At 62.0% G+C, this 26,630-nt stretch carries 26 protein-coding genes; 5 read left to right on the plus strand and 21 right to left on the minus strand.

Annotation, left to right across the window (positions count from 1 at the left end):
* Window positions 1-95: 95 nt before the first annotated feature.
* From J3P91_RS16265 to J3P91_RS16305, 9 genes are all read right to left on the minus strand, one after another.
* Window positions 96-353, minus strand: a complete 258-nt coding sequence (locus J3P91_RS16265) for a hypothetical protein (RefSeq protein WP_434601075.1) — start codon at window positions 351-353, stop codon at window positions 96-98.
* A complete protein-coding gene (locus J3P91_RS16270; RefSeq protein ID WP_434573635.1) occupies window positions 350-535 on the minus strand; it encodes a hypothetical protein in 186 nt (61 codons plus the stop codon). Before J3P91_RS16270 ends, J3P91_RS16265 begins: the two co-directional genes overlap by 4 nt.
* A 114-nt stretch (window positions 536-649) precedes the next feature.
* Complete coding sequence (locus tag J3P91_RS16275; protein WP_305500469.1) at window positions 650-775, minus strand: hypothetical protein; 126 nt, start codon at window positions 773-775, stop codon at window positions 650-652.
* 170 nt (window positions 776-945) lie between these two features.
* On the minus strand, window positions 946-1,125 hold the full coding sequence (locus J3P91_RS16280; RefSeq protein ID WP_018611529.1) for a hypothetical protein: 180 nt from the start codon (window positions 1,123-1,125) through the stop codon (window positions 946-948).
* A 156-nt stretch (window positions 1,126-1,281) separates the two neighbouring features.
* Window positions 1,282-2,457 carry a lactonase family protein gene (locus J3P91_RS16285; protein WP_434601076.1) on the minus strand — a complete coding sequence of 392 codons (1,176 nt, stop codon included), beginning with the start codon at window positions 2,455-2,457 and terminating at the stop codon, window positions 1,282-1,284.
* On the minus strand, window positions 2,444-2,740 hold the full coding sequence (locus J3P91_RS16290; protein WP_434601077.1) for a DUF5629 family protein: 297 nt from the start codon (window positions 2,738-2,740) through the stop codon (window positions 2,444-2,446). Before J3P91_RS16290 ends, J3P91_RS16285 begins: the two co-directional genes overlap by 14 nt.
* Window positions 2,741-2,973: 233 nt before the next feature.
* Window positions 2,974-4,554, minus strand: a complete 1,581-nt coding sequence (locus J3P91_RS16295; protein WP_434601079.1) for an aldehyde dehydrogenase (NADP(+)) — start codon at window positions 4,552-4,554, stop codon at window positions 2,974-2,976.
* Between the two features lie 13 nt (window positions 4,555-4,567).
* On the minus strand, window positions 4,568-5,560 hold the full coding sequence (araD1, locus tag J3P91_RS16300) for an AraD1 family protein (RefSeq protein ID WP_434601081.1): 993 nt from the start codon (window positions 5,558-5,560) through the stop codon (window positions 4,568-4,570).
* Between the two features lie 204 nt (window positions 5,561-5,764).
* A complete protein-coding gene (locus J3P91_RS16305) occupies window positions 5,765-7,087 on the minus strand; it encodes an MFS transporter (RefSeq protein ID WP_434573625.1) in 1,323 nt (440 codons plus the stop codon).
* A gap of 193 nt (window positions 7,088-7,280) precedes the next feature.
* On the opposite strand from J3P91_RS16305, the gene J3P91_RS16310 reads away from it, so the two are divergent.
* Both J3P91_RS16310 and J3P91_RS16315 read left to right on the plus strand, forming a co-directional pair.
* Window positions 7,281-9,017 (plus strand): IlvD/Edd family dehydratase, encoded by a 1,737-nt coding sequence (locus J3P91_RS16310; RefSeq protein WP_434601082.1) that lies wholly within the window; start codon window positions 7,281-7,283, stop codon window positions 9,015-9,017.
* Window positions 9,018-9,221: 204 nt separating this feature from the next.
* On the plus strand, window positions 9,222-9,941 hold the full coding sequence (locus J3P91_RS16315) for a FadR/GntR family transcriptional regulator (RefSeq protein WP_305500458.1): 720 nt from the start codon (window positions 9,222-9,224) through the stop codon (window positions 9,939-9,941).
* 61 nt (window positions 9,942-10,002) lie between these two features.
* Here the strand turns inward: J3P91_RS16315 and J3P91_RS16320 are convergent, their stop codons facing one another.
* The 8 genes from J3P91_RS16320 to J3P91_RS16355 form a co-directional block, all read right to left on the minus strand.
* Window positions 10,003-12,378 (minus strand): efflux RND transporter permease subunit, encoded by a 2,376-nt coding sequence (locus J3P91_RS16320; RefSeq protein WP_434573619.1) that lies wholly within the window; start codon window positions 12,376-12,378, stop codon window positions 10,003-10,005.
* 43 nt (window positions 12,379-12,421) lie between these two features.
* On the minus strand, window positions 12,422-13,474 hold the full coding sequence (locus J3P91_RS16325; RefSeq protein ID WP_434601084.1) for a WD40/YVTN/BNR-like repeat-containing protein: 1,053 nt from the start codon (window positions 13,472-13,474) through the stop codon (window positions 12,422-12,424).
* Between the two features lie 359 nt (window positions 13,475-13,833).
* A complete protein-coding gene (gene pepN / locus J3P91_RS16330) occupies window positions 13,834-16,491 on the minus strand; it encodes an aminopeptidase N (RefSeq protein WP_434601086.1) in 2,658 nt (885 codons plus the stop codon).
* A gap of 13 nt (window positions 16,492-16,504) precedes the next feature.
* Window positions 16,505-17,335 (minus strand): DUF2797 domain-containing protein, encoded by an 831-nt coding sequence (locus tag J3P91_RS16335; RefSeq protein WP_434601088.1) that lies wholly within the window; start codon window positions 17,333-17,335, stop codon window positions 16,505-16,507.
* On the minus strand, window positions 17,332-17,592 hold the full coding sequence (locus J3P91_RS16340; protein ID WP_305500450.1) for a YeaC family protein: 261 nt from the start codon (window positions 17,590-17,592) through the stop codon (window positions 17,332-17,334). The genes J3P91_RS16335 and J3P91_RS16340 overlap by 4 nt, the downstream gene beginning before the upstream one ends.
* A 45-nt stretch (window positions 17,593-17,637) precedes the next feature.
* Window positions 17,638-18,510 carry a rhomboid family intramembrane serine protease gene (locus J3P91_RS16345; protein WP_434601090.1) on the minus strand — a complete coding sequence of 291 codons (873 nt, stop codon included), beginning with the start codon at window positions 18,508-18,510 and terminating at the stop codon, window positions 17,638-17,640.
* Window positions 18,507-19,481 carry a metallophosphoesterase gene (locus J3P91_RS16350; RefSeq protein ID WP_434605161.1) on the minus strand — a complete coding sequence of 325 codons (975 nt, stop codon included), beginning with the start codon at window positions 19,479-19,481 and terminating at the stop codon, window positions 18,507-18,509. Before J3P91_RS16350 ends, J3P91_RS16345 begins: the two co-directional genes overlap by 4 nt.
* Window positions 19,478-20,368, minus strand: a complete 891-nt coding sequence (locus tag J3P91_RS16355) for an NAD(+) kinase (RefSeq protein ID WP_003180647.1) — start codon at window positions 20,366-20,368, stop codon at window positions 19,478-19,480. The genes J3P91_RS16350 and J3P91_RS16355 overlap by 4 nt, the downstream gene beginning before the upstream one ends.
* Before the next feature lie 104 nt (window positions 20,369-20,472).
* Here J3P91_RS16355 and J3P91_RS16360 point away from each other — a divergent pair, with 104 nt between their 5' ends.
* Window positions 20,473-21,423: a DUF1853 family protein gene (locus tag J3P91_RS16360; protein WP_434601092.1), complete on the plus strand. Its 951-nt coding sequence runs from the start codon at window positions 20,473-20,475 to the stop codon at window positions 21,421-21,423.
* 123 nt (window positions 21,424-21,546) lie between these two features.
* On the opposite strand, the gene J3P91_RS16365 is transcribed toward J3P91_RS16360, so the two are convergent.
* Both J3P91_RS16365 and J3P91_RS16370 read right to left on the minus strand, forming a co-directional pair.
* Window positions 21,547-22,830 carry an arsenic transporter gene (locus J3P91_RS16365; RefSeq protein ID WP_434601094.1) on the minus strand — a complete coding sequence of 428 codons (1,284 nt, stop codon included), beginning with the start codon at window positions 22,828-22,830 and terminating at the stop codon, window positions 21,547-21,549.
* Window positions 22,831-23,006: 176 nt separating this feature from the next.
* Window positions 23,007-23,564, minus strand: coding sequence for an NADPH-dependent FMN reductase (locus tag J3P91_RS16370; protein ID WP_305500446.1), 558 nt, complete (start codon window positions 23,562-23,564; stop codon window positions 23,007-23,009).
* Between the two features lie 186 nt (window positions 23,565-23,750).
* On the opposite strand from J3P91_RS16370, the gene J3P91_RS16375 reads away from it, so the two are divergent.
* Both J3P91_RS16375 and J3P91_RS16380 read left to right on the plus strand, forming a co-directional pair.
* Window positions 23,751-24,011, plus strand: coding sequence for a hypothetical protein (locus J3P91_RS16375; protein ID WP_305500444.1), 261 nt, complete (start codon window positions 23,751-23,753; stop codon window positions 24,009-24,011).
* 85 nt (window positions 24,012-24,096) lie between these two features.
* Complete coding sequence (locus J3P91_RS16380; RefSeq protein ID WP_434601096.1) at window positions 24,097-24,990, plus strand: LysR substrate-binding domain-containing protein; 894 nt, start codon at window positions 24,097-24,099, stop codon at window positions 24,988-24,990.
* Here the strand turns inward: J3P91_RS16380 and J3P91_RS16385 are convergent.
* On the minus strand, window positions 24,956-25,570 hold the full coding sequence (locus J3P91_RS16385; protein WP_305500442.1) for a GNAT family N-acetyltransferase: 615 nt from the start codon (window positions 25,568-25,570) through the stop codon (window positions 24,956-24,958). The genes J3P91_RS16380 and J3P91_RS16385 overlap by 35 nt on opposite strands.
* Window positions 25,571-25,828: 258 nt before the next feature.
* On the minus strand, window positions 25,829-26,590 hold the full coding sequence (gene dnaQ, locus J3P91_RS16390) for a DNA polymerase III subunit epsilon (protein ID WP_434601099.1): 762 nt from the start codon (window positions 26,588-26,590) through the stop codon (window positions 25,829-25,831).
* Window positions 26,591-26,630 lie beyond the last annotated feature (40 nt).

A 26,630-nucleotide genomic window follows, 5' to 3' on the forward strand; every position in this document is an offset into this window, starting at 1 on the left:
GCCTGCGCAGCAGGCCCATTCGGTCTACACCCAAGGCGTCTGCTGCGCAGCCGAGCGGGAGCAAGCTCCCTCGCCACAAAAGCCCGTAGATCCCTTCAAGCGGCGACGGTGCACATGCGCACCAGCGCGCAATCAACCTGAAACGGCCCAAACTCAGCCACCCTCGGCGCCGACGGCGGATTACCCACCAACACCCCCAATGCCCTGGAGGTGAGAATGTTATGGGCGATGTTGTGGTTGCACTCGATCGTCCGCGCCAACGACCCCGCCGACGCCTGCCCCAATCCAAGCAACGAAAACCCGTTGGTGATAAACGCCAGGAAGGCAATCACCCAGAACTTGCATCTGCTCATGCGCCGACAGCCCCTTTGCCTGCGCCGCGTTCGGCGGCGACAGTGGCAACCGACGCATGCAGCGACGAATCAACGAAGCCTTGGTATTGGGCGCCGACGCTGACCACCAGCACCAATGCGACGTAAAGGCCGATGGCGATGTAAGCGCCGTGTCTGGCGGAAGAAAGGATTGCGCGGGCCATGGGGTTCTCCGTGGGCATGTTTCGATGCCCACAGAATCAATCAAATAAACCGTTATGAATAGCGACGATTATGCATAGTCACCATCAGGTTTATTGATTGATGAAACCCTGAAATCAGTCGTTGACCAAGCTCAACAATCGCTCGCGAGCCACTTCCAGCTCTCCAGGAATTGGCTGGGCCGCCGAGACAATCGGAGTGGAGTAGAGAAACAGCAGCATCACTGCCAGACGCATCGCCATGGTGTCGATCCTTATTGGTAAGGAGTCAATTAACTAGCGTCAAATTTAAACACATGGCTATGTGATATCACAACGGGATTTTCTGCCCACGCACGAAGCCTGCGATCTTTTCTCTCCGCTGGCATCCAGCAGGAAATGAAAAGATCGCAGGCTTCAGGGGTCAGCGTGATTCAGTGTTGGGTCTTGTGATCCAGTGCGGCGTAGAAGTTGGCGCTCTGTTGCAGGTATTTCTCGGTGTAGCTCTGGGTGCGGTTTTTCTTGTCGCTGATTTCGATGCTGGCACTGGCTGGCAATGCCACGGTGGCAGAGATAGCGGAAGCGGCAATAACGGAGAAGAGATTCAGATTCATGGCGGTAGTCCTCGGATTCAGTTCGCTGATTTGCCCGGTGGGGCCGTGAAGCAAACTTACGCGCCGAGGCGTCTCGTCTTGAAATGCTTTGTAATACTAGCGACTATCAGTCTGGTTGATACAACGGCGAAGGCCCCGTGAGCCGGGGCCTTCAGCTTATTGACGAACCATGAATTTCAAGTCGCTCGGCGCATCCATTGCCAGCTTCTGGACGGTTTTACCCAGCAGGCCGGTCTTCGGATCACGCTCGATGACGACGATCTGGTTGCTCTTCTGGTTGGCCACCAGGACAAATTTTTCACTCGGGTCGAGGCTGAATTCCCGAGGATGGTCGCCCTCGACAGAGCGCCGCTGAAGTTCTTTCAGCGTGCCAGCCGCCGGGTCGATGGCAAACACCACCAGTTCGTTGGTGGTGCCCCGATTACTGACGTACAGGAACTTGCCGTCTCTGGACGCATGCAGCGCTGCCGCCGCTTTACCCGGCTGGGGCTTGCCGGCGGCGAGGTCGACCAGTTGACGCTGGGTAAGGCGGCCATCCTGGTAGTCGAACACCGCAACCTGGGCGGTCATCTCCATGGTCAGCCAGGCGTGCTTGCCATCGTTGCTGAACAGCAGGTGACGCGGCCCGCTGCCCGGCGGCAACTGCACGAATGCCGGATCGGCAGGCGTCAGCGGCAGCTCGGGGTTGGCTTTCGGGTCGTAGCGGTAGACAAATACCTTGTCCGCCCCCAGGTCGTTGGCAAACACATACTTGCCGTCCGGCGAAGGCACCGCCGAATGCACATGCCCCGACTTCTGCCGCTCAGGGTTGACCCGACTCGGCTGATGGCTGCCCGACTGCACCACCGGCGCGAGCTTGCCGTCCGCCCCCACTGGCAGCACGACCAAGGTACCGCCCGGGTTCTCCAGAACGGAATAATTACTCACCAGCAGATGCTGGCCGTCATGGCTCAGGCTGGAATGAGTCGGCTCGTTGCCCAGGGACTGGACCTGATTGATCAGGCTCAGTTCATGGGTCTGGGGGTTAACGGCGTAACTGCTGACCTTGCCCACCGGGTCTTTCTGGCCCGGGCCGTTTTCGTTGACCACGAACAGCCGGCTCAGGTCCTTGGAAAGGGTCAACCAAGAGGGGTTGTCCGTCTTGATCACCTGCAGTGGCTTGGCGTCGAGCTGGCCGGTCCGGCTGTCGAACTGCATGCGGTAGATGCCCTGGCTCTGGTCCGCCGTGTAGGAGCCCACCAGCAATTGATAGTGCTCGGTGGTTTCTGCCTGGACGCCCATGGCGCCCACGCTGCCGGCCATCAGCAATGGCCAGAAACTACGCATCTTCATGCTCGGAGTCCTCGTCGTCGTGGCCGCTGGTCGCCTCCACGCATTCCAGATGGTGATCGCCCGAATCACTGGTGATGACCCAATGTTTCGAGGCTGTGTCGAAAGTCGCGGCCTGCATCTGTGCCGGCGTGAAGCGCCAATGCTCGAGGGTGCGGCCGTTCATGCATTCGACGTGCAGTTGGTCCTGCTCGTCGAGGGAAAAATCGAAAGCGTGCAGCCCGTCGATGATCAGCATGTCGCAGTGTTCGAGGGCGTGCAGCAGAGTGTTGGTCGGGGCAGTCATGGCGATCAGTCAGTCATTGGGAAAGGCGGCATGATAACCCAATGTCAGAGTGGGGCTTGGGCCATAAGGTTCGAAAGCGCTTTTGGCCAGACTATCGCCATCGCGAGCAAGCTCGCTCCCACAGTGGAGATTTTCAGTGAACACAAATTTTGTATTCGCAATAGATTCCCTGTGGGAGCGAGCTTGCTCGCGATGGCGTCGGCCCATCAAACCTCAATGGAACGGTCGAAACCTCAGAGCGCCTCGCGCCCCGGCACGCCATCCACCAGCCGCAGGATCCCCAGCGGGTTGGCGTTCTTCAACGGCTCTGGCAACAGGTTGTCGGGGTAGTTCTGGAAGCACACCGGACGCAAGAACCGATCGATCGCCAGCGTGCCGACCGAAGTGCCACGCGCATCGGACGTCGCCGGGTAAGGCCCGCCATGGACCATCGAATCGCAGACCTCCACACCGGTTGGATAACCGTTGAGCAAGATGCGGCCGACTTTCTGCTCCAGCAACGGCGTCAGTTCACCGAACCGTTCGAAGTCCGCCGGTTCGCCAATGATCGTGGCGGTGAGCTGGCCGTGCAGGCCATGCAGCGCAGCGCTCAATTGCGCCTGGTCCGCCACTTCGACAAACACCGTGGTCGGGCCGAAGACCTCTTCCTGCAACGCCTCGTCACCGTTGATCAACAGGCTGGCGTCAGCCTTGAACAATTGCGGTTGCGCCTGGTTGCCTTGCTGCTCGCGACCGGCCAGGTGTTCGATGCCTGGGTGGGCCAGCAGTTTCTGCAGGCCTTTGCCGTAGCTTTGCAGCGTGCCGGCGTTGAGCATGGTTTGCGGTGCCTGGTCGCCAATCAGCGCAGCCACCTGCTGGGTGAAGGCAGTGAACTCAGGTGAGCGTAGACCGATCACCAGGCCAGGGTTGGTGCAGAACTGACCGCAGCCTTGCACCACCGAAGCAGTCAGGTCGCGAGCGACACTTTCGGCGCGCGCTTGCAACGCCTGCGGGAGGACGATCACAGGGTTGATGCTCGACATCTCGGCGAAGACCGGGATCGGCTGGGGCCGCGCGGCCGCCATGTCGCACAGGGCACGCCCGCCTTTCAGGGAACCGGTGAAGCCGACGGCCTGGATCGCCGGGTGCTTGACCAGCCATTCGCCGACGCCACCGCCGTAGATCATGTTGAACACACCGGCCGGCATCGAAGTCTTTTCAGCCGCGCGAATGATCGCATCGGCCACATGCTCGGCGGTGGCCATGTGGCCACTGTGGGCCTTGAATACCACCGGGCAACCGGCGGCCAGCGCGGCAGCGGTGTCACCGCCAGCGGTGGAGAATGCCAAGGGGAAATTGCTGGCGCCAAACACGGCCACCGGGCCGAGGCCGATGCGGTACTGGCGCAGGTCCGGGCGCGGCAGCGGCGTACGCTCCGGCAAGGCCCGGTCGATGCGCGCGCCGTAGAAATCGCCACGGCGCAAGACCTTGGCGAACAGGCGCATCTGCCCGCTGGTGCGGCCGCGCTCGCCCTGGATTCGTGCGGCTGGCAACGCGGTTTCGCGGCAGACCACGGCGACGAACTCATCACCCAAGGCGTCCAGCTCATCGGCGATGGCATCGAGAAATTCGGCCCGGCGCGCCGCGCTCAGGCTGCGGTAGGCTGGATAAGCCGCCGCGGCGGCCTTGGCGGCGGCGTCGACTTCTTCCGCCGTGGCCTGGACGAAATCATGCGGCAAGGCCTCGCCGGTGCTGGCGTCGAAACTTTGCAGGCGAGTCTGGCCGGCCGCGCTGCGGGCGCCGCCGATGTAGTTGTGGCCAAGGATCTGGTTCATCGCAAGTCTCCTTTTAAAGTGTGCCGATAGTACCTGGGTTGAACACCGCGTCTACCGGAGCAATGCCGTTGATCAGCGGTGCGCCGAATTCGGCCTGGCTGATTTCGAACACGTCCCCCGGCTGGGTGCGGATGCCGTCGGCGAACGACAGCGTCGCGGTGCCGAAGAAGTGAACGTGCACGTCCCCGGGGCGCAGGAACTGACTGTACTTGAAATGGTGGAACTCGAGGTTCTCGAGGCTGTGGCACATGTTCGCCTCGCCGCTGAGGAATTCGTTCTGCCACAGCACTTCGCCGTTGCGCAGGATACGACTGGTCCCGGACAGATGTTGAGGCAGTTCGCCCACGCGAAGTTCCGGGCCGAAGCTGCAACTGCGCAGTTTCGAATGGGCCAGGTACAGATAATTCTTGCGTTCCATGACGTGATCGGAAAATTCGTTGCCCACCGCGAAGCCCAGCCGATATGGCTTGCCGTCGTGACCGATGACATACAGGCCGCTGATTTCCGGCTCCTCGCCAGCGTCTTCGGCAAAGGGCGGCAGCGGGAACGGATGGCCGGGACGGACGACGATGCTGCCGTCGCCCTTGTAGAACCATTCCGGCTGAACGCCAGCCTGCCCGGCGGCGGGTTTGCCGCCCTCCACGCCCCATTTGAAGATGCGCATGGTGTCGGTCATGGCGCTCTCGTCGCCAGCCTGTTGGTGCATCTTGTCCCGGGCCGAGGCGCTGCCCAGGTGAGTCAGGCCGGTACCGCTGACCAGCAGGTGAGCCGGGTCCGGGTGATCCAGCGGCGGCAGGATGCGCAATTCGCTCAGCAGTTGCGCATAGTCATGGCTCGCTCCCAGGCCCAGGCCGTCGACCTGTTGCTCAAGCTTGACGCCCGCCTCGATGGCGGTCAGCGCCAGGTCGCGCACCGTCGTGGCGCCCTGCACTTCGCGCACCTGCTCGCCGTCAACTACACCGACGCGGCGTCCGCCGTTACTCAATTCGAACTGAACTAAACGCATGGGTTTCTCCCTGTAAACAAAACTTGAATATGAACGCCGAATCGCTTTGCAGGCTTTTTGTGGCGAGGGAGCTTGCTCCCGCTGGGGGGCGAAGCCCCCCTACTTTCAGGCACCGAATTCATTCAGGCAAAACACATCGCCCATATTGCGACTGCTGCGCAGTCGAGCGGGAGCAAGCTCCCTCGCCACAAAAGCTGCAACAACTCAGCTACGCGTCGCCCCGCGGGCGCTTGCCGCGAACTGGTCAGCCGGCAACACGTGCTTGCGTTCGAGCAAGCGATAGACCACGCCGGTCAACACCAGGCCGAACACCATCACGCACGACAGGAAGTACAGCCCGGACGCCAGGTTACCGGTGTATTCCTTCAAGGCGCCGATCACGAACGGGCCGATGTAGCCGCCCAGGTTGCCTACCGAGTTGATCAAGGCAATGCCCGCCGCCGCGCTGGCACCGGCGAAAAACCGCCCCGGCAAGGTCCAGAACACCGCCGTGCAGGAAAACAGTGCAAACGCCACCAGGCACAACGCCGCCAGTTGCAGCACCGGCACGGTCAACCAGGCGCTGAGGAACAGACCGATGGCGCCCAATACATACAACACGGCCAGGTGACCGTAACGGTCGTTCAGGCGGTCGGAGCTGCGAGGAATGATCAGCAGGCCAATGATGCCGAAGATATACGGCACGGAAGAGACAAAGCCGGTCACCAGGTCACTGCCGCCGAACTGCTTGATCAGCGTCGGCAGCCACAGCCCCAGGCCGTAGATGCTCAGGGTCACCGGCAGGTAGAACAGCGCCAGCAGCAGGACGCGCTTGTCCTTGAGCGCATGCAGCGGGTTGCCATGACGGGTCTGGCCGTATTCCTCCAGGTCCTTTTTCAGCTCACCGGTCAGCCAGTCCTTCTCGGACTGGTCCATCCATTTGACCTGTTGCGGGCCGTCCGGCAGATAACGCAGCACCGGCCAGGTCAACAACACCGCCGGCAGGCCGATGACGATGAACAACCACTGCCAGCCGTGCAGGCCGAGGATGCCGTCCATGCCCAGCAAGCCACCGGACACGGGGCCGGTGATCATCATCGCAATGGGTTGGGAAAGAATGAACAGCCCGAGGATCTTGCCGCGATGGCGCACCGGGAACCACTGGGTGATGTAATACAGCACGCCCGGAAAGAACCCGGCTTCGGCCGCGCCCAACAGAAAGCGCATCACGTAGAAACTATAAGGCCCCTGCACAAAAGCCATGCCGATGGTGATTGCGCCCCAGGTGATCATGATCCGGGCAAACCAGCGCCGCGCACCGAAGCGTTCCAGCATCAGGTTGCTGGGAATCTCCAGGAGGAAATAACCGATGAAGAACAGGCCCGCGCCGAGGCCGTAGGCGGCGTCGCCGATGCCGATGTCCGCGCCCATGTGCAGCTTGGCAAAGCCCACGGCGGAGCGATCCACGTACGCGATCAGGTAAAGCAGGATCAGGAAGGGAATCAGTTTGAGTGTGATGCGACGTATAAGCCGCAATTCCTGGCTCATGGGACCGGTCTCCGATTGTTGTTGTTATAGAACCTCGGGGGATTTCTCTCGCGAATGACCGCCAGGACAACCCCTCCGTTAAATCGGACTATATAGTAATACTATTTACCCAACAACACTTCCAAACGGCGTAAATTGCGCTTATGTTACGCTTCAGCTCGAACAATATAGTCATACAATAAGAGAATCGATCATGTCTGATAAGAAACCCTCCCTGCGCTCGGCCCAATGGTTTGGCACCGCCGACAAAAACGGCTTCATGTACCGCAGCTGGATGAAAAATCAGGGCATCGCCGACCACCAGTTCCATGGCAAGCCGATCATCGGTATCTGCAACACCTGGTCGGAGCTGACACCGTGCAACGCGCATTTCCGGCAGATCGCCGAGCACGTCAAGCGCGGCGTGATCGAGGCCGGGGGCTTTCCGGTGGAATTCCCGGTGTTCTCCAACGGCGAATCGAACCTGCGCCCCACCGCCATGCTGACCCGCAACCTGGCGAGCATGGACGTGGAAGAGGCGATTCGCGGCAACCCGATTGATGGCGTGGTATTGCTCACCGGTTGCGACAAGACCACTCCGGCCCTGCTGATGGGCGCCGCCAGTTGCGACGTGCCGGCCATCGTCGTCACCGGCGGGCCGATGCTCAACGGCAAGCACAAGGGCCAGGACATCGGCTCGGGCACCGTGGTCTGGCAACTGAGCGAACAGGTCAAGGCCGGCACCATCACCATCGACGACTTCCTCGCGGCCGAGGGCGGCATGTCCCGCTCGGCTGGCACCTGCAACACCATGGGCACGGCGTCGACCATGGCCTGCATGGCCGAAGCCCTCGGCACCTCCCTGCCCCACAACGCGGCGATTCCGGCCGTGGACGCACGCCGTTATGTGCTGGCCCACATGTCGGGCATGCGTGCCGTAGAAATGGTCCGTGAAGACCTGAAGCTGTCGAAGATCCTGACCAAGGAAGCCTTCGAAAACGCCATCCGCGTCAACGCTGCCATCGGCGGTTCGACCAACGCGGTGATTCACCTCAAGGCCATCGCCGGGCGCATCGGCGTGCAGCTGGACCTGGACGATTGGACCCGCATCGGGCGCGGCATGCCGACCATCGTCGACTTGCAGCCGTCCGGGCGCTTCCTGATGGAAGAGTTCTATTACGCCGGTGGCCTGCCCGCCGTGCTCCGTCGTCTCGGCGAAGCGAACCTGATCCCCCACCCGAACGCACTGACGGTGAACGGCAAGAGCCTCGGCGAAAACACCAAGGACGCGCCGATCTACGGCCAGGACGAAGTCATTCGCACCCTCGACAACCCGATCCGCGCCGACGGCGGCATCTGCGTACTGCGCGGCAACCTGGCGCCATTGGGCGCAGTGCTCAAGCCGTCCGCGGCCACCGCCGAACTGATGCAGCATCGCGGTCGCGCGGTGGTGTTCGAGAACTTCGACGAGTACAAGGCGCGGATCAACGATCCGGAGCTCGACGTGGATGCCGACTCGATCCTGGTCATGAAGAACTGCGGGCCGAAGGGTTATCCGGGCATGGCCGAAGTCGGCAACATGGGCTTGCCAGCCAAACTGCTGGCCCAGGGCGTGACGGACATGGTGCGTATTTCCGACGCGCGCATGAGCGGCACCGCCTACGGCACCGTGGTGCTGCATGTGGCACCGGAAGCGGCGGCCGGTGGGCCTTTGGCCGCGGTGAAAGAAGGTGACTGGATCGAACTCGATTGCGCCAGCGGCCACTTGCACCTGGACATCCCCGACGCCGAACTCGCCGCGCGCCTGGCCGACCTGGCGCCACCGCAGCAATTGCTGGTCGGTGGCTACCGCCAGCTTTACATTGACCATGTGCTGCAAGCCGACCAGGGTTGCGACTTCGACTTCCTGGTGGGCTGCCGCGGCGCCGAGGTGCCGCGTCACTCCCATTGACGCCCCATCCCCCGGTGGGAGCGAGCCTGCTCGCGAAAGCGTTGGACCAGCGGCATTCATGTCGCCTGACCCACCGCCTTCGCGAGCAGGCTCGCTCCCACAAGAAGTCTGCACTGACCTTAAGAAATCGCACTTAGCGACCCGCCCTCGCCGAGCCTGCTATCATGCGCAGCACCCCTCGCACACAGGATCGCGCCGCTCCCCATGGATTACCGCAAACCCTCCGACCGCAAGAGCATGCACGCGCGCATCGTCCAGGAACTGGGCATGCAGATCGTCTCTGGCCGCTTCAAGCCCGACGACAAACTGCCCGCCGAAGCCTTGCTGTGCGAAGAATATGCCGTCAGCCGCCCGGTGCTGCGCGAAGCCACGCGCGTGCTGGTCGCCAAGGGCCTGGTGTATTCGCGGCCGCGAGTGGGCACGGTGGTCAAGCCGCGTCGGGAATGGCACATGCTCGACCCCGATGTGCTGCACTGGCTGATGCAGAGCAGTCCGCAGAACGAGTTCTTCGGACTGCTCACCAGCGTGCGCAGCATCATCGAGCCGGCCGCCGCCGCCCTCGCCGCGCAATTCGCCACCGACGCCGACATCGCCGCCATCAGCGAAGCCTACCAGCGCATGGAAGCCGCCCCGACCCCGGAAGCCCTCCTGCAACCGGACCTGGACTTTCACAGCCGCATCGCCGACGCCACCCACAACGACCTGCTCGCCAACCTGTGCAACATGCTGTCGGTGGCCATCGCCGAAGCCCTCAAGCACTCCAACCAACGGCCCAACCTGCACGAGCTGGCGATGCCACGGCACAAGGCGATCCTCACCGCCATCGAGAACCGCGATGCCCTCGGCGCCCGCCATGCCACGCTGGTGCAACTGGACGATGCTCGCAGCGCGCTGAATGTGGTGCTGGGTACCGACCCTTCCTGAAGCACAGCCCAAATAAAAAAGCCGCAACCTCAGGTTGCGGCTTTTTTATTTCTGCCAGGCTTCAGTGAGCAAACAACGAATTGCCCTTCTGCCCCGCCAGCTTCTCCGGCTTGATCAGGAATCGCGCCAGCGCGGGCAGCAGCCACAGCGCACCGAACATGTTCCACAACAACATGAACGTCAGCATCAGGCCCATGTCCGCCTGGAACTTGATCGCCGAGAAGATCCAGGTGCAGACGCCGATGGCCAGGCACAAGCCGGTGAACAGCACCGCCTTGCCAGTGGATTTCAGCGTCTGGTAATACGCCTCCTGCAACGGCAATCCGGCCCGCAGGAAACTTTCCAGGCGGCTGTAGATGTAGATGCCGTAGTCCACGCCGATCCCTACGCCGAGGGCTACCACCGGCAATGTCGCGACTTTCACGCCGATGCCCATGAACGCCATCAGAGCGTTGCCCAGCACCGAGGTCAGCACCAGTGGCAGCACGATGCACAGCGTCGCTGCCCAGGAACGGAAGGTGATCATGCACATCGTCGCCACGCAGATATACACGAGGATCAGGATGGTCAGTTCCGACTCCTTGATCACCTCGTTGGTGGCCGCCTCGATCCCGGCGTTACCGGCGGCGAGGATGAACTCCAGGCCATCGCGGTTGTGCTCCTTGGCGAAGTCCTGCACCGCCGTCACGGCGCGGTCGAGCGTCTCGGCCTTGTGGTCGTTGAGGAACACCAGCACCGGCGCCAGGGAACAGCTGTTGTTGTACAGGCCGTCGGCCCGGGCAATGGAGCTGTTCAGTACATCAGGGTTGCGCGACAGGGTTTCCCATTTCAGGTTGCCCTCGTTCATGCCCTTGATCATCTGCTTGGACACAGTCACCAGGGAAATAGCCGACTGCACGCCCTCGGTGTTCTGCATCTTCCACATCAGCTCGTCGATAGGCGCCATGGCTTCGTAGCGCGAACAGCCTTCGGCCTTGGTCTTGACCATCACCACCAGCACATCGGAGCTGGTGGAATAGTTGCTGATGATGAAGTTGTTGTCCTGGTTGTAGCGCGAGTCCGGACGCAGTTCCGGCGCGCCCTGGTCGAGGTCGCCGATCTTCAGGTTCTGGCTGTACCAGAGGCCGCCGCCAAACGCGAGCACGGCCAGGGCAATCGATACCGGCGCGACCTTGGCGCTGGCAAAGTTCGACAGCAGGCGCCAGAACGGATGTTCGCGGGTCGCGTCTTTCTTGCTGCGCTCGACCGCGCGCTTGCTGATACCGACGTAGGAAATCGCCACCGGCAGCAGGATCAGGTTGGTGAACACAATCACCGCCACGCCGATGGACGCGCCGATGGCCAGTTCGCGAATCACGCCGATGTCGATGATCAGCAAGGTGATGAAGCCGACGGCATCGGCCAGGATCGCGATCATCCCTGGCAGGAATAATTGGCGGAAGGTCCGCCGCGCCGCCGTCAAGGCGTTGTCCGCCTCGCTGGACTGCAAGGCGATGCCGTTGATTTTCTGTACGCCGTGGGAAATGCCGATGGCGAAGATCAGGAAAGGCACCAGCATCGAATACGGATCCAGGCCGAAACCGGCCGCGTGCATCAACCCCAGCTGCCAGACCACCGCCACCAGGGTGGTGCTCAATACCGCAACGGTGCTGCGCATGCAGTTGGTGAACCAGTACAGCAGGATCAGGGTGATGACGAAGGCCACGCCGAAGAACAGCACCACCATGACCAGGCCGTCGATCAGGTCGCCGACCTTCTTGGCGAAGCCGACGATGTGAATCTGCACATTCGGGTTCTGCGCTTCGAACTTGTTGCGGATCTTGTCTTCAAGCTCGTGGGAAAACTTCCGATAATCGAGGGCGAGCAATTTGCCTTGGTCTTGTGGGTCGGGATAGGACTCCAGCAGCGGGATATCGATGATGCTCGATTTGAAATCGTTCGCCACCAGGCGCCCGACCTGGCCGGACTTGAGCACGTTGTTGCGCAGCAGGTCGAGGCTGTCGGCCGAACCGTTGTAACTTTGCGGGATCACCTCGCCACCGGCGAAGCCCTCCTCCGTCACTTCGGTCCAGCGCACGCTCGGGCTCCACAGCGACTTCAGGCCGGAGCGGTCGACGCCGGAGATGTAGAAGACCTCGTCGTGGATCTGGCGCAGGGTCTCCATGTACTCCTTGGAGAAAATATCGCCGTTGGTAGCTTCCACGGAAATCCGTACCGTGTTGCCCAGGTTCGCCAGGTCATTGCGGTGTTCGAGCATCTTCTCGATGAACGGATGCTCGAGGGGAATCATTTTTTCGAAACTGGTGGACGGCCGAATCAGCGTGGCCTGCCAGAACAGGAAAATGCTGACCAGCAGGCAAATGATGATCACTGCCGGGCGGTTGTTGAAAATCAGGCGCTCGAGGAACGTCGCCTTGTCTTGGTGATGACTGCTCATGGGGTCCGCCTTCTTGTTATTGTGCCCGTCTGACAGGCCCGGCTCATTTGCTCAGTTCGGCGCCAGTGGGCGTGGTAGCGCGAACGCCGCCCTGTCCCGCCAGGATCAGGTTGCCGTTGCCCGCCGCCGTGACGGCCGCCACGGAAATGCGATCCGGACGGTTGAACACGCTGAAGGTCACGCCATCGTCGGTGCTGCGAATCACGCTGCCGCCGTTGCCGACGATCACGATCGAGCCATCCGGCAACAGCGTCGCCCCCGACAAGCCGAATTCCAGCGCGCCACGGGCCGCCTTCAGCTCGACCTGCTCCCAGCTGTCGCCGAAATCCGTGGAGCGATAGAGATTGCCGCGAAGGCCGTAGGCCAACAGGGTCGAAGGCTGGGCGGTGCCGATGGCGCCAAACAGCGAACCTTCGTACGGACCTTCGAGTTTTTCCCAGGTCTGCCCCCAGTCGGCGGAGCGGAACATGCTGCCGGCCTCGCCGACGATGAACAGCCCGGCGTCCTTTACCGCGGCGATAGCGTTGAGGTGATATTGGTCTTCATTCTCGAGGCGGTCGCTGGCCTGCTCCCAGTGCTTGCCGCCATCGGTGGTCGCGTACAGCGCACCGTAGGCGCCCACCGCCAGGCCACTGCTGGCGTCCTTGAACCAGACGTCGAGCAGCGGTGCTTCACGGGTGAGGTCCTCGAACTGCTTGGTCCAGGTGGTGCCGCCGTCCTCGCTGGCGAGGATCTGCGCGTCGTGCCCCACGGCCCAACCGTGCTTGTCATCGACAAAGAAGACCGCAGTGAGCAGTTGGCGCGTCGGCACCTTGGCCTGGGTCCAGGATTTGCCCTGGTCATCGGAAAAGACGATATGCCCACGGTCACCGACCGCGACCAGGCGCTGGCCGGCATGGACCACATCGAGCATGAGGGTTTTGCTGGCCTTGGCCGATTCGACGGAATAGATGACATCAGCCGTCGACGCCGCAACCGCCAGCACCGGCGCCGACAAAACGGCAGAGCCCAGCAGCGCGAGCGCCGAGACCAGCAGCGCAACTCTGCGCAGCACTGGCGGGCGGCAGCGGCCCACAGCCATGACAGGCTCATTCATAGACCTTTCCCCCATTTATTATTGTTATGGCTTGGTACGTTGCAGTCCTGAAGCATAGTCCTGAAACCTGCAATCTAGAGCCACTTCGCAAGCTGGACCTATCCTATCGGGCTTTCGAAAGGTCTGACAATCGACGCCACGTTATCTTTTGTTAACCGTGGGGGATATCGGCCAAGGGTGAATCAGAAGACATTCGCGAGGGTGATGGATGTGGCGAGGGAGCTTGCTCCCGCTGGCCTGCGAAGCAGGCCTGATCTTGATTCGTTTCGCCAGTGAAGGCAGGTAAACCAAGAAAAGGGAGTCCTTCGGCCTCCAGCGGGAGCAAGCTCCCTCGCCACAAAAGGCAATGCGAAGCCTGGTCAAGCCAGGCTCTTGCTCACCACTTCAAACACATCGGCCGACAGCCCACCGGACGCCAGGATGCGCTCCAGCTCGCCCTTCATCAGGGCCTGGCGGGCGCTGTCGTATTTGCGCCAGCGGGTCAGTGGCGCCAGTTGCCGCGAGGCGATTTGCGGGTTGAAGGCGTTGAGCTGGATCACCAGGTCCGCCAGGAAGCGATAACCGGAACCGTCGGCGGCGTGGAAGTTGATCAGGTTCTGCCCGGCGAACGCGCCGACCAGTGCCCGCACCTTGTTCGGGTTCTTGATGTTGAACGCCGGGTGCTCCATCAACGCCTTGACCCGCGCCAGCCCGCCCGGCAGCAGGCTGCCGGCCTGGACGCTGAACCATTGGTCCATGACCAGCGGGTTGCCCTTGAAGTTCTCCGCGAACACTTCCAGGGCCTTGGCCTTTTCGGTCTCGAACGGCGAGTTGACCAGCACCGCCAGCGCCGTGAGGCGCTCGGTCATGTTGTCGGCGGTGTCGAATTGTTCAAGCGTGGCGCTCAACACTTCAGGCTTGTCGGTCAGCATCAGGTAGGACAGCGCGATGTTCTGCAACGCACGCCGCGCGAAGTGCTCGGCCTCGGCCACGTACGGCGTGCGCCGGGACAGGTCGCGGTTGGCCTCGTAGCGCAGCCACAGGGCTTCGAACAGGTTTTCGGCCAACTGCCGGCGAGCGAACTCGCGGGCGGCGTGGATCGCCTCGACGTCCGCCACTTCGCTGATTTCGGTCAGGTAGGCTTCGCTTGGCAGCGAGAGCATTTCCGCGACCATCGCCTGATCCAGGGATTCATCCGACAGCACGCTGCGCAACGCGCTGACCAGCCGAGGGTCAAGCACCAGGCTTTCGCCTTTCTGGTGCTGGCCGATCAATTCCTGCAAGACCTGCACCGACAATTGCTGGCCGGCGTCCCAACGGTTGAAGCCGTCGCTGTCGTGTTGCATGAGGAACATCAGTTGATCACGGTCGTACGGGAAGCTCAGCTTCACCGGCGCCGAGAAGCCGCGCAGCAACGAAGGCAGGGGCTTTTCAGCGATATCGACGAAGGTGAAGGTCTGCTCGGCCTCGGTCACCGAGATCACCCGGGACGTGCCGCTCGCCGCCGCTTCGCCGCTCAGGCGCAGTGGAATTTCGGCGCCATTGCTGTCCAGCAGGCCCAACTCGACCGGAATCACGAAGGGCAGTTTCTCGGCCTTGTCCGGCGTCGGTGGGCAGCTTTGGCGGAACGTCAGGCTGTAAGTCTTCGCCGCGGCGTCGTAAGACTCGCTCACCGCCAGCCGTGGCGTACCGGCCTGGCTGTACCAGCGTTTGAACTGGCTCAGGTCGACGCCATTGGCATCCTCCATGGCCTTGATGAAATCGTCGCAGGTCACGGCCTGGCCATCGTGGCGCTCGAAGTACAGGTCGCTGCCCTTGCGGAAGCCTTCGGCGCCCGACAGGGTATGGATCATGCCGACCACTTCCGAGCCCTTTTCGTACACGGTCAGGGTGTAGAAGTTGGAAATCTCGATGAAGCTGTCCGGGCGCACCGGGTGAGCCATCGGGCCGGCGTCTTCAGCGAACTGGTGGGTACGCAGGTACGCCACGTCCTGGATGCGCTTGACCGTGGCCGAGTTCATGTCCGCCGAGAACCCGGCGTCGCGGAACACCGTGAAGCCTTCCTTGAGCGACAGCTGGAACCAGTCGCGGCAGGTCACGCGGTTGCCCGACCAGTTATGGAAGTATTCGTGGGCGACGATCGCCTCGACCCGCTGGTGCGCGGCGTCGGTGGCGGTTTCGGCGCGGGCCAGCACGGCGCTGGAGTTGAAGATGTTGAGGCCCTTGTTCTCCATCGCCCCCATGTTGAAATCGTTGACCGCGACAATCATGAAGATGTCCAGGTCGTATTCGCGCCCGTACACCTCTTCGTCCCAGCGCATCGACTTCTTCAGGCTGGTCATGGCGTGCTGGCACTTGTCGATGTTTTCCGGCTCGACGTAGATGCGCAGCGCCACGGTGCGCTCGGTCATGGTGGTGAAGGTGTCTTCGACGCACCACAGGTCACCGGCCACCAGGGCGAACAGGTAGGCCGGCTTCTTGAACGGGTCTTCCCAGGTCGCCCAGTGCCGGCCGTCTTCCCCAGGGCCGCTGGCAATCGGGTTGCCGTTGGAGAGCAGCACCGGGTAGCTGTGCTGTTCGGCGACCACGGTGGTGGTGAACTTGCTCATCACGTCGGGGCGGTCGAGGTAATAGGTGATCTTGCGAAAGCCTTCGGCCTCGCACTGGGTGCAGAACATGCTGCCGGATTTGTACAGGCCTTCCAGGGCCGTGTTGGTTTCCGGATGGATGCGCACTGTGGTATCGACGGTGAACGCCTGGGCCTTGGGCTGCAAGGTCAGGTGGCTGTCATCCAGTTGGTAGTCGCCCTGCCCCAGGTCGGCGTCGTCGAGCTTGATCGAGAGCAATTCCAACTGCTGGCCATCGAGCACCAGCGGCGGCAATCCGGCGCCGCGCTCGGGGTTGCGGCGCAGCACCAGTTGCGCATGGACCAGGCTGTGGTCCTCGAACAACTCGAAGGTCAGGTGCGTCTCGTCGATCAGGTATTCGGGAGCCTGATAGTCCTTCAGGTAGATCATCTTCGGTTGTTCGGTGCGCATGGGTCGAATCCTTCTACTGATGCACGGCGAGCTGGTAGGCCGTGTATTTACGAATATTGATCACGCCGGTGTCGAAAATCAGGTATTGGCCCTTGATTCCCAGCAGCGTACCTTCGGCGATCGGGTCCTTGTCCAGATTGAAGCTGACGATCTTCGCCGGGTACTGCTGCACCGGATAACGGATCTCGATCGGTTCGACGTCCGCTATGGTCTGGATCGCCTGCAAGCCGAATCGTTCCTGCAAACCCTGCAGGCCCTGGGCGCAGCTTTCAAACAGTGAATCACGGATCTGCCGCAAGTCCACCGCCGCAGCGTCACCCTTGAGCAAGGCGCGCCAGTTGGTCTTGTCCGCCACCTGGCTGCGGAACAGGTCCTCGACGAAACCCGACTGCTGCCGGGTGGCGACCCGCAGGATCGGCAGCGCCTGGCTCGCGCCCTGGTCGAGCCAGCGGGTCGGCAGTTGCGTGGCGCGGGTGATGCCGACTTTCACGCCCGATGAGTTGGCCAGGTAGACCACATGATCGGTCATGCAGAACTGCTCGCCCCAGGCCGGGTCGCGACAGGTACCCGCCTCGAAATGGCAACGCTCGGGGCTCATGATGCAGAGGTCGCATTGCGCCAGTCTGGTCATGCAGGGGTAGCAATAACCCTGGCTGAAACTGGTCTTGGTCCGCCGTCCGCAATGGGTACAGTGGATCGCACCGAGGTATTCCAGGCGGATCCTGCTGCCGATCAACGGATTGACCGGCACCTCGACATCGCCCAGGCGAAAGGCGTATTGAACGGTCGGCCCGTCAAGGCGTGCCGACATCTTGCTGATTGCACCGCGGCCAATCTCGATCAATGGATGGCGTCCGACTTGAACAGGATATTCGGCACGACGGTGGCTTTCGACTGGCATTCCTGCGGGCCCATATAGCCGGTGCGCTCTTCTTCGGGCAGGTTCTGGATTTCCCAGGCGATCATCGCTTGCAGCGACAACTCGCGCTGCTCGGCGGTGAGCTTGTTGCCGTCGGCCCATTTACCGATTTCCACGGCCAGTTTCAGGCTGCGGTAGATGTCGGGGGTGATGTTGTTGATCATTTCGTTGAAGGAAGACATGGGTTCTCCGCGCAATTGCGCATTCTCAAAAGGCACAGGCGCCGGTCAAAGGGCCATTTTACGGCGAGCGAACAGCCCGCCCAACAAGCCCGTGAAGCAACCGACGAGCAACCCGCCGACGTGGGCCGCGTTGGCGATCTCGCCGAAACCGATCAGCGAAACCAGCCCGGACAGGCACAACAGCAACCACACCAGCATCATCACCAGCACCCCACGGGGCAAGTGATAGGCCGGGTTCGGCGCGAGCAGCTGGTAGATCCAGCAATGCCCCAGCAGGCCGTACAGCACTCCGGACAGCCCGCCGAACAGGGTCGCGCCGCTGAACAGGTACTGGGCGAAATTGGACACGAGGCTGAACAGCAGCGTCAGCCCCAGCAGGTTGATCCCGCCCTGGCGCGCTTCGATCCGGCGTCCCAGTTCCCAGTACCACATGCCATTCATGGCGATGTGCAGGAAGCCGAAGTGAACCAGCATCGGCGTCACCAGCCGCCACCACTGCCCCGCCGCGAGGCTGTCGGCCAACGGCGTGAACTGGATGTAGTCGCCGACGACGCGAAACTCGAGGAAGGTCAACCAGCGCAGGGTTTGAAGATTTTCCCCCAGCAGGGTCACGGCACTGACGATCAGGCTCAGCAGCAATATCAGGGCCGTCACCGGACTGCGGGCCAGTTGCTGGACGAACCCTGCCCGCCGGGACGTGCTGCCGGTGTCAGGCAGTTCCAGCTGTTGCTCGGGATCGCCGGCGGGAAAACGCTCGTACAACGAACGCACGTTTTCGCTGATTTCATCCGGCACCCAGAGCACCTGCTCGCCCGCCTCTTCGCTGACGCGATGAGGCACCTGCATACGCTGCAGCAGCTTGACGAAACCGCTCAGGTCCACTGCCAGGGGCAGTCGCAGGACGGCGACGACGCTCATCGCCCCATCTCCGGCCGCTCGACATCGACCCAGACGAACTTGTGCGGGTCCAGACGGGTTTCCTGGTCGAGCCGATAGGCGACCAGCTTGCCGTAGAGCACCGCGCTGTAGTCCAGGCAGGCCAGGTTCGGGCGGATCGGCGCCGGTTTGCCGCTGCGCCAATAGTGGCCGACGAACAACATCGGCTCATCGACGCCATACCGCAGCAGGTTGTTTTTTTCGTCCGGTGACAACGGTGTGCGGGCCACCGGCTCCGGCAATGCGTCGGGCTGGAAGACGATGTCGCCGTAGGTCTGCGGGTTGTCTTCCCAGAATTTGGTGCGGAAGAACGCGCGGGTCAGGCCGTCGCCGCCCGTCAGGGTCATGCCATGAGGCAGGCGCATGTCGGTGCCGCGCAACAGGCGATCGAACACTGTGCAGGCAAAACTGCCCGATTCGGCCGAAGCCTGGAGAAAATGCTCGTCGATGCAGCCTTCCGGGAACAAGCCGCGCAATGGCTCGATCAGGCCCGCGTCCCAGCAGGCGTGGACGACCCGGAAGCGCCCGGCGTCGACAAACAGCGGCAGCTCGTAGAACCACTTGAGGAAATCACTCCATTCACCCGGGTGCTGCTCGAACTGGGTCAGGGTTTCGTTGAGCAAGCGGGCATGGCGCGGCGTGTGTTCACGTACGTAGCGCTGGCCGCTGCCCGGCAATGCCGGGGTGCTCCAGCCCAAGGCATTGAACTCGTGGTTGCCCATGATGCACAGCGCCTGGCCGGCCGCGACCATGTCGTGGACGATGTGCAGCGCCTCGCGAATCCGCGGGCCCCGGTCGATGATGTCGCCGAGGAACACCGCCATGCGCGAGGGATGTCGCCAGACCCCGGCCTGCTTGCGGTAACCGAGTCGGTCGAGCAGGTGTTCCAGGGTCAAGGCGCATCCGTGCACATCGCCGATCAGATCGTAACTGCGCGCGGGATCGAGCATCAGTCGCCTCCACCCCCCAAACGACTGCCCCAGCCGAGCTTGGTCCGGCAGACTTCGTAGTAGTTGTGATCCAGCGGATGGATCAGGCGCAGCTTTTGCGCCTTCTTGCTGACGGTGATGGTGTCACCCGGCGCGCAGGTGAAATGGTTCTGGCCGTCACAGGACACTTGCGGGTAGATCTGCATATCCTTGGACACGACGATTTTCAGCTCACTGTTGCCATCGACCACGATGGGTCGCCCAGACAAGGTATGGGGGTACATGGGCACAATCACAATAGCGTCGAGCTTGGGATGCATGATCGGGCCACCGGCCGACAGCGCGTAGGCCGTGGAACCGGTCGGGGTGGCGACGATCAAGCCGTCGGCCTTCTGGCTGCAGACGAACTGGCCGTCGATGTACAGCTCGAATTCGATCATGCGCGTGGATTTGCCAGGGTGCAGCACCACGTCGTTGAGCGCATCGCCCTGGCCGATGGCCTCGGCGTGACGGCGCACCTCGGCTTGCAGCAGGAAGCGGTTTTCCACCAGGTAATGGCCGTCCAGCACCTCGGCGACCTTGATTTCAAGCTCGTCAGGGCGGATATCGGTGAGGAAGCCCAGGCTGCCACGGTTGATCCCCAGCACTGGAATGTTGTGCCGCGCCAGGGCCCGGGCGGCGCCCAGCAGGCTGCCGTCGCCACCGACCACGATGACCATGTCGCAGACCTCGCCGAGCATCTTGCGCGACGACGTCTGCAGGCCGTGGCCCGGCAGCACTTCGGCGATGGTATCTTCGAGGATCACGTGCAGGTGCCGCTCCAGGAGGAAGCGCTTGAGACGGCGAACGGTGTCCAACACCTGGGAACTGCCCAGGCGACCGATGATGCCGATATTGCGAAATTGCTCCATGAGGCTCCTGCGAGGTCTGCGACGGGCGAAAAACCCGATTATGGGCGAAACCGCGCCGTAGACAAAATCCTTTAAGCCTTCAGCGCAACGGCTATGCTCGCAACATGATCCTGTTTCCCGAATTGCTCGACCTGCCCCGCCGCCTGCGCCATCCCGAAGTAAGGGACCTGGCGTGGGTGATCGTCGCCCCGCCGATGCTCATCGACACGCCCTGGCCCCAGCGTCATCCGCTGGCGGGCAGCGGCTGGGCGCAGCAGCCCCATCGCCTGGAACACTGGTTGCGCGAACTGGACCGCGACAGCTATCCGTTGTTGCAGTGCCTGTCCCAGGGGCGCACGCGGCGCCTGGGACTGTATTACGAAAGGCTCTGGCAATTTGCCGTGCAGCATGCGCCGGGCATCGAACTGATCGCGGCGAACCTGCCAATCCGGCGCGACGGCCATACGCTGGGCGAATTGGACCTGTTGCTACGCGATAATGAAGGCGTGCATCACCTGGAGCTGGCGATCAAGTTGTACCTGGGCCCGCAGCAAGGCAACGGGCTGGATACCGCGCAATGGCTTGGGCCCGGCTGCCATGACCGACTCGACCGCAAGCTGACGCATCTGCATGAGCACCAACTGCCGATCTCGGCACGCCCGGAAAGTCGCGAGGCCTTGGCAGCGCTGGGCATCGAGTCGTTTCGCTCGCACCTTTGGCTCGGCGGCTATCTGCTCTATCCCTGGCCGGGCGAGGCCGAACCGCCGAGCGGTGCGCACCCTCGGCATTTGCGCGGCCGCTGGTTGCACCAGCGGGACTGGCCCGGATTCGTCACCCAGCGCCCGCCAGGGCGCTGGCAGCCCCTGCCCCGCGCGGCCTGGCTGGCCCCGGCCCATTACCCGGTTGACCAGGTCTGGACTGCCGGACAACTGGAGGCCTGGCGAACCGCCCTTGATCCCATGGCACCGGCGCAACTGATGGTGCGCCTGGCCGAAAATGCCGAGGGTGAATGGGAAGAAGCCGAGCGGGCGTTCCTGGTGGCGGATCTTTGGCCGGATGTGCCGGGTAATAGCTGAGGGTTGGGGTGCTTCTCAAGGCCCCATCGCGAGCAAGCTCGCTCCCACAGGGGAACGTATTGCCAGAGGAAGCTGCACTTCCAATGTGGGAGCGAGCTTGCTCGCGATTGAAGCCGACTCGGTCTAGATGGATAAGCGCACAGCCAGCGCCGCCAACGTCACCAGCAGCACCGGCACCGTCAGCACAATCCCGACCTTGAAGTAATAACCCCAGCCGATGCGGATATCCTTGCGCGCCAGCACATGCAGCCAAAGCAAGGTTGCCAGGCTGCCGATCGGAGTGATTTTCGGCCCCAGGTCACTGCCGATGACGTTGGCGTAGATCATCGCCTCCTTGACCACGCCAGTGGCCTGGCTGGCATCGATGGACAAAGCGCCGATCAGCACCGTCGGCAGATTGTTCATCACCGATGAAAGCAGCGCGGTCAACAGCCCGGTCCCCATGGCCGCGCCCCACACCCCGTAACCGGCGAAGCCATCGAGCCAGGCGGCGAGGTAGCCGGTGAGGCCGGCGTTGCGCAGGCCATAGACCACCAGGTACATGCCGAGGGAAAAGATCACGATCTGCCAGGGCGCTTCTTTCATCGCCTTGCGCGTGGATATCTTGTGTCCTCGAGCCGCCACCGCCAACAGCAGTGCAGCGCAGACCGCCGAAATCGCGCTGATGGGAATGCCCAGCGGCTCCAGGGCAAAGCAGCCCAGCAAAAGGATCGCCAACACCACCCAACCGGCATAAAAAGTTGCCGTATCGTGGATGGCGCTTGCCGGGTCTTCCAGCTGCTGCGGGTCATAGTCGCGCGGGATATCGCGACGAAACATCCACAGCAGTATCGCCAGGCTGGCCGCAACGCTGACCAGGTTCACCGGCACCATGACCGACGCGTAGCGGTTGAAGCCGATGCCGAAGAAATCCGCGGAAACGATGTTCACCAGGTTCGATACCACCAGAGGCAGGCTGGCGGTATCGGCGATGAAACCGGCACCCATCACGAACGCCAGGGTCGCCGCCGGCGAGAACCGCAGGGCCAGCAACATGGAAATCACGATAGGCGTCAGGATCAGCGCCGCTCCGTCGTTGGCGAACAATGCCGAGACCAGCGCCCCGAGCAACACCATGAACGCAAACAGCTTGCGGCCGCTGCCTCGCCCCCAACGGGCCACATGCAACGCGGCCCAGGCAAAGAACCCGGCCTCGTCCAGCAACAGGCTGATGATGATCAACGCGACGAACGTACCGGTGGCATTCCAGATGATCTGCCACACCAGGGCAATGTCCCCGACCTGTACCACGCCGCTCAGCAAGGCCAACAGCGCACCAAGGGTGGCACTCCAGCCGACGCCCAACCCCTTGGGCTGCCAGATCACCAGCGTTATGGTCAGCAGGAAAATCAATGACGCGATGAGCATGCGTTACAGCCTTGAAAGGAAAAGAAAAAACCAGCAGCAGGACGCCACTGCGCCAGCGAACGGCGAAGATAGGGAGTTTCGGATATTCGGTAAAGCAGGAATTGAACGGCTTATGCGGTCATGGATGCACTTGTGGCGAGGGAGCAAGCTCCCTGGCCACGGGTTTCACGGTGATATCAAACCTTCTTATGCTGCTCCACCCACTTGCCATAGGCATCGATGAACTTCTGCAAAAACGGCCGCACCGATTCCGACAGGTTGCCCGCCTCGTCGAACGCCGTTCCCGCACCGCTCAGGTAGGCTTCAGGTTGTTGCATGCAAGGCACGTCGAGAAAAACCAGGGATTGGCGCAAATGGTGGTTGGCGCCAAAACCGCCGATGGCACCGGGTGAGGCGCTGATCACTGCGCCCGGCTTGCCGCTCAGGCAACTCTGACCGTAGGGGCGCGAGCCGACATCAATGGCGTTCTTCAGCGGGGCCGGCACCGAGCGGTTGTATTCCGGTGTCACGAACAACAACGCATCCGCCGCGCCGACCTTCTGGCGAAACGCGGTATAGGCCGCCGGCGGCGAGACGTCGATGTCTTCGTTATAGAGCGGCAGCTCGCCGATTTCGACGATCTCCAGTTTCAGGTTGGACGGCGCCAGGTCCGCCAGGGCCAACGCGACCTTTCGGTTGATCGACGCCTTGCGCAGGCTGCCCACTAAAACCGCCACTGTGTAGACATTACTCATGAGAGGCTTCTCGACTATCGGCTCAAAGGGAGCCTGTAGTTATAGATGATCGGCACCACAATTGGACCAGTGGATCACCCAAAACCTGCCAACCGGACTATTTTTTTACTGTAGGAAAACTTACCGCACTTGACCAAGGTCTACAGAACCGCAAATCGAGTGATCTATTTTCAGAGGTTCCAAGCAATGGCAGCAGTACTTGTCGGACAATTTCACGCACGGGACGCCGAAGGTCGCGTCTATTCGGTGCATGAATTCCAAGAATCAGACCCGTCACAAGACGGCATTGGCAAGGATGTCATCACTTATAAGCTGGCCATTGGAGATCGGGTCAACAAAGTCGACGAGGACACGTTCCTGCTGGTGCAATCCGGCATCCACCTGACCCGCGAGCCTGAAACGCCACGGCAGCCTCAGGCGCCAGTCGAAACGCAGATCGCTCTATAACTGTTTGCATGAGCAGAAGTCGCACCCGTAATTGGGTTAGGATTCAGCCACTCAATGGCTTACCTGCCTAATACGGACCTCTTGCATGCGTTTACGCCACATCGAAGTGATCCAGGCGCTGCTGCAGACTGGCCACCTGGGTACCGCGGCCGAATGGCTGCAATTGCCGGTGGCCGAAGTCGAGTCGATCCTGCGCGATGCGGAGGCCCAGCTCGGTTTCATGCTGTTCGCCAGCGTGCGCGGACGCTTGCAGGCGACGCGGGAAACCCTGGAATTACGCGAAGGCATCACGCGGCTGTACGACACCCTCGAACCGATACAGCGAATGGCCGCCAGCCTGAAGCATTATCAGGCGCCGCCCCTGCGCATCATCTGCACCCCACCACTGGCCCAACAGCTGTTACCCCTGAGCATTGCCGCCCTGCGTCGGCGCCATCCGGATGCGCCGTGCACCCTGCTCAGCCAGCCGACCCGGGAAATCGTCAAGAGCCTGCTGCTGCGTGAAAGCGATTTGGGCCTGAGCCTGCACGATCCCGAACACCCCGACATCGATTGCCAGATGATCGCCCAAGGCAAACTGCAGCTGCTGGCGCCCCATGGCTGGCTGCAACCACGACAGAAATACGTGTCGGTTCAGGATCTTGCGGGCCAGTCGCTGGTCGGGCTGGAGGGGCATGATCCGCTGAGCCCGGCGTTCGACCATAAGCTTGGCGCACTGCGCCCGGCGCCGGTGGTGCAGATACGCGTGCAGACTCATCAGATGATGCGGGCAATGGTCGAGGCCGGCGAAGGCCTGGCGATTGTCGACCCGTTTACCGCCTCGGGGGCCAGGGGCGGCGACCTGGACATCTGTCCGGTATCGCCGGCCGTGCCCATCTGCCTCTATGCATTGAGCCTGAACGGTGCCACGCCTTCACCGGCGATCCAGTCGTTGCTGGAACGGATCACGGAACAAGCCGAGGCGTTGCTGAACCACTGACCGTCATGCCCAGCGGATCGTCGAACAACCGGTACCAGAACAGCGCCACCTCGGCGGTGTGCCGGTCAATGCCGCGATAACGCAGGTGATCGATGCCGCCGAGCACATAGCCGCAGCGCTCGTAAAGCCGACAGGCGCCCAGGTTGTTGTTCTGGGTTTCCAACATGATGCCCGGCAGTTTTTTCTTGCGGCTCCAGAACTGGGCCACGTCGAGCAAGGCCTTGGCCACCCCATGCCGGCGAGCCGGTGCATGCACCGCCAGCTCGTCGATATGGGCATACCCGTTCCAATTGGTGCTGACGACCAGATGGCCGACCGGTTGATCGTCCAGGTAGGCCATGAAGATTTCGCTGTCCGGGGCATCGCGAAAACTGCTGAACTCTTCAGGGTCGATGCCGTAGCACTTGCGGTAGGGAACGATCGGCGTCACCGGCCACTGGCTCACCGGCCGGCCGATCTGCGCCGTGCCATAGACGCTGACTTCGAAACTGAAATCGCTGCCCCAGATATAAGCGGCGAAGCCGTCATCGGCGACGCGCACCGACAGGCCGGGGTGCTTGGGATTCATGACCGGTTGCATACTGGGGAAGGTCCTCATTCCTTGAGACAACCAACGGCGCGAAGCCATCCATTGCCCTTGCTTGTCGAATCTTCACACGTCACGCGGATAACCATGGCCTGCCTTTACTTTAAATTGGAAAGTATTGGCGATTGCGCCGAAAACTGCATGAGGAAAGCTCTTGTGGGAGCGAGCCTGCTCGCGAAGGCGTAGGCACATTCGACAGTTGCCAATTGACCCAGCGCTTTCGCGAGCAGGCTCGCTCCCACAGATATCTCATCAACTCGCGGCAGCCTGCGCCTCGACCAATTGCGTCCACAATGCCGGGGCACCGGCGGACTTGGCGATGGCTTCCAGACGCGCGGCATGTTCGGCCAGGTCGCTTTCGCTGGCGCGGATGATCCGGGCCGGCTTGCGGTCTGCCGGCAAACGCCGGATCTCGCTCGCCTGGTTACCCGAACCTTCGCCGGTGCCATTGCCGTCAGACGCATTGCCGGCCAGGGACAGACTGGTCTGACCGCCAGTCATGGTCAGGTAGACGTCGGCGAGGATCTCGGAGTCGAGCAAGGCGCCGTGCAGCTCACGACCGGAGTTGTCGACCCCGTAGCGCTTGCACAAGGCATCAAGGCTGTTGCGCTGGCCCGGATGCCGCTCCCGCGCCATCATCAAGGTATCGAGGATAGTGCAATGCCGGGTGATGTCGGCCCGGTCGTGCTGGCCCATCAGGGCGAATTCATTGTTGATGAACCCGACGTCGAACGCCGCGTTATGGATGATCAACTGCGCGCCCTGGATGAATTCGAAGAACTCATCGGCTACCTCGGCGAAACGCGGCTTGCCTACCAGGAATTCGTTGGTGATGCCGTGCACGCCAATGGCACCCTCGTCGCTTTCGCGGTCCGGTTGCAGGTAGACGTGGAAATGACGACCGGTCAGGCGTCGACCGATCAGCTCGACACAGCCGATTTCGATAATCCGGTGACCGTCGGTCACCGGCATGCCGGTGGTTTCGGTATCCAGTACTACAGATCTGTTGGCCATCAGTGTTCAGCTCTCAAACGGGCAGTCTTGCAAAAGCGCG

The sequence above is a fragment of the Pseudomonas sp. Z4-7 genome, from assembly GCF_051131965.1.
Classification (GTDB): Bacteria; Pseudomonadota; Gammaproteobacteria; order Pseudomonadales; family Pseudomonadaceae; genus Aquipseudomonas.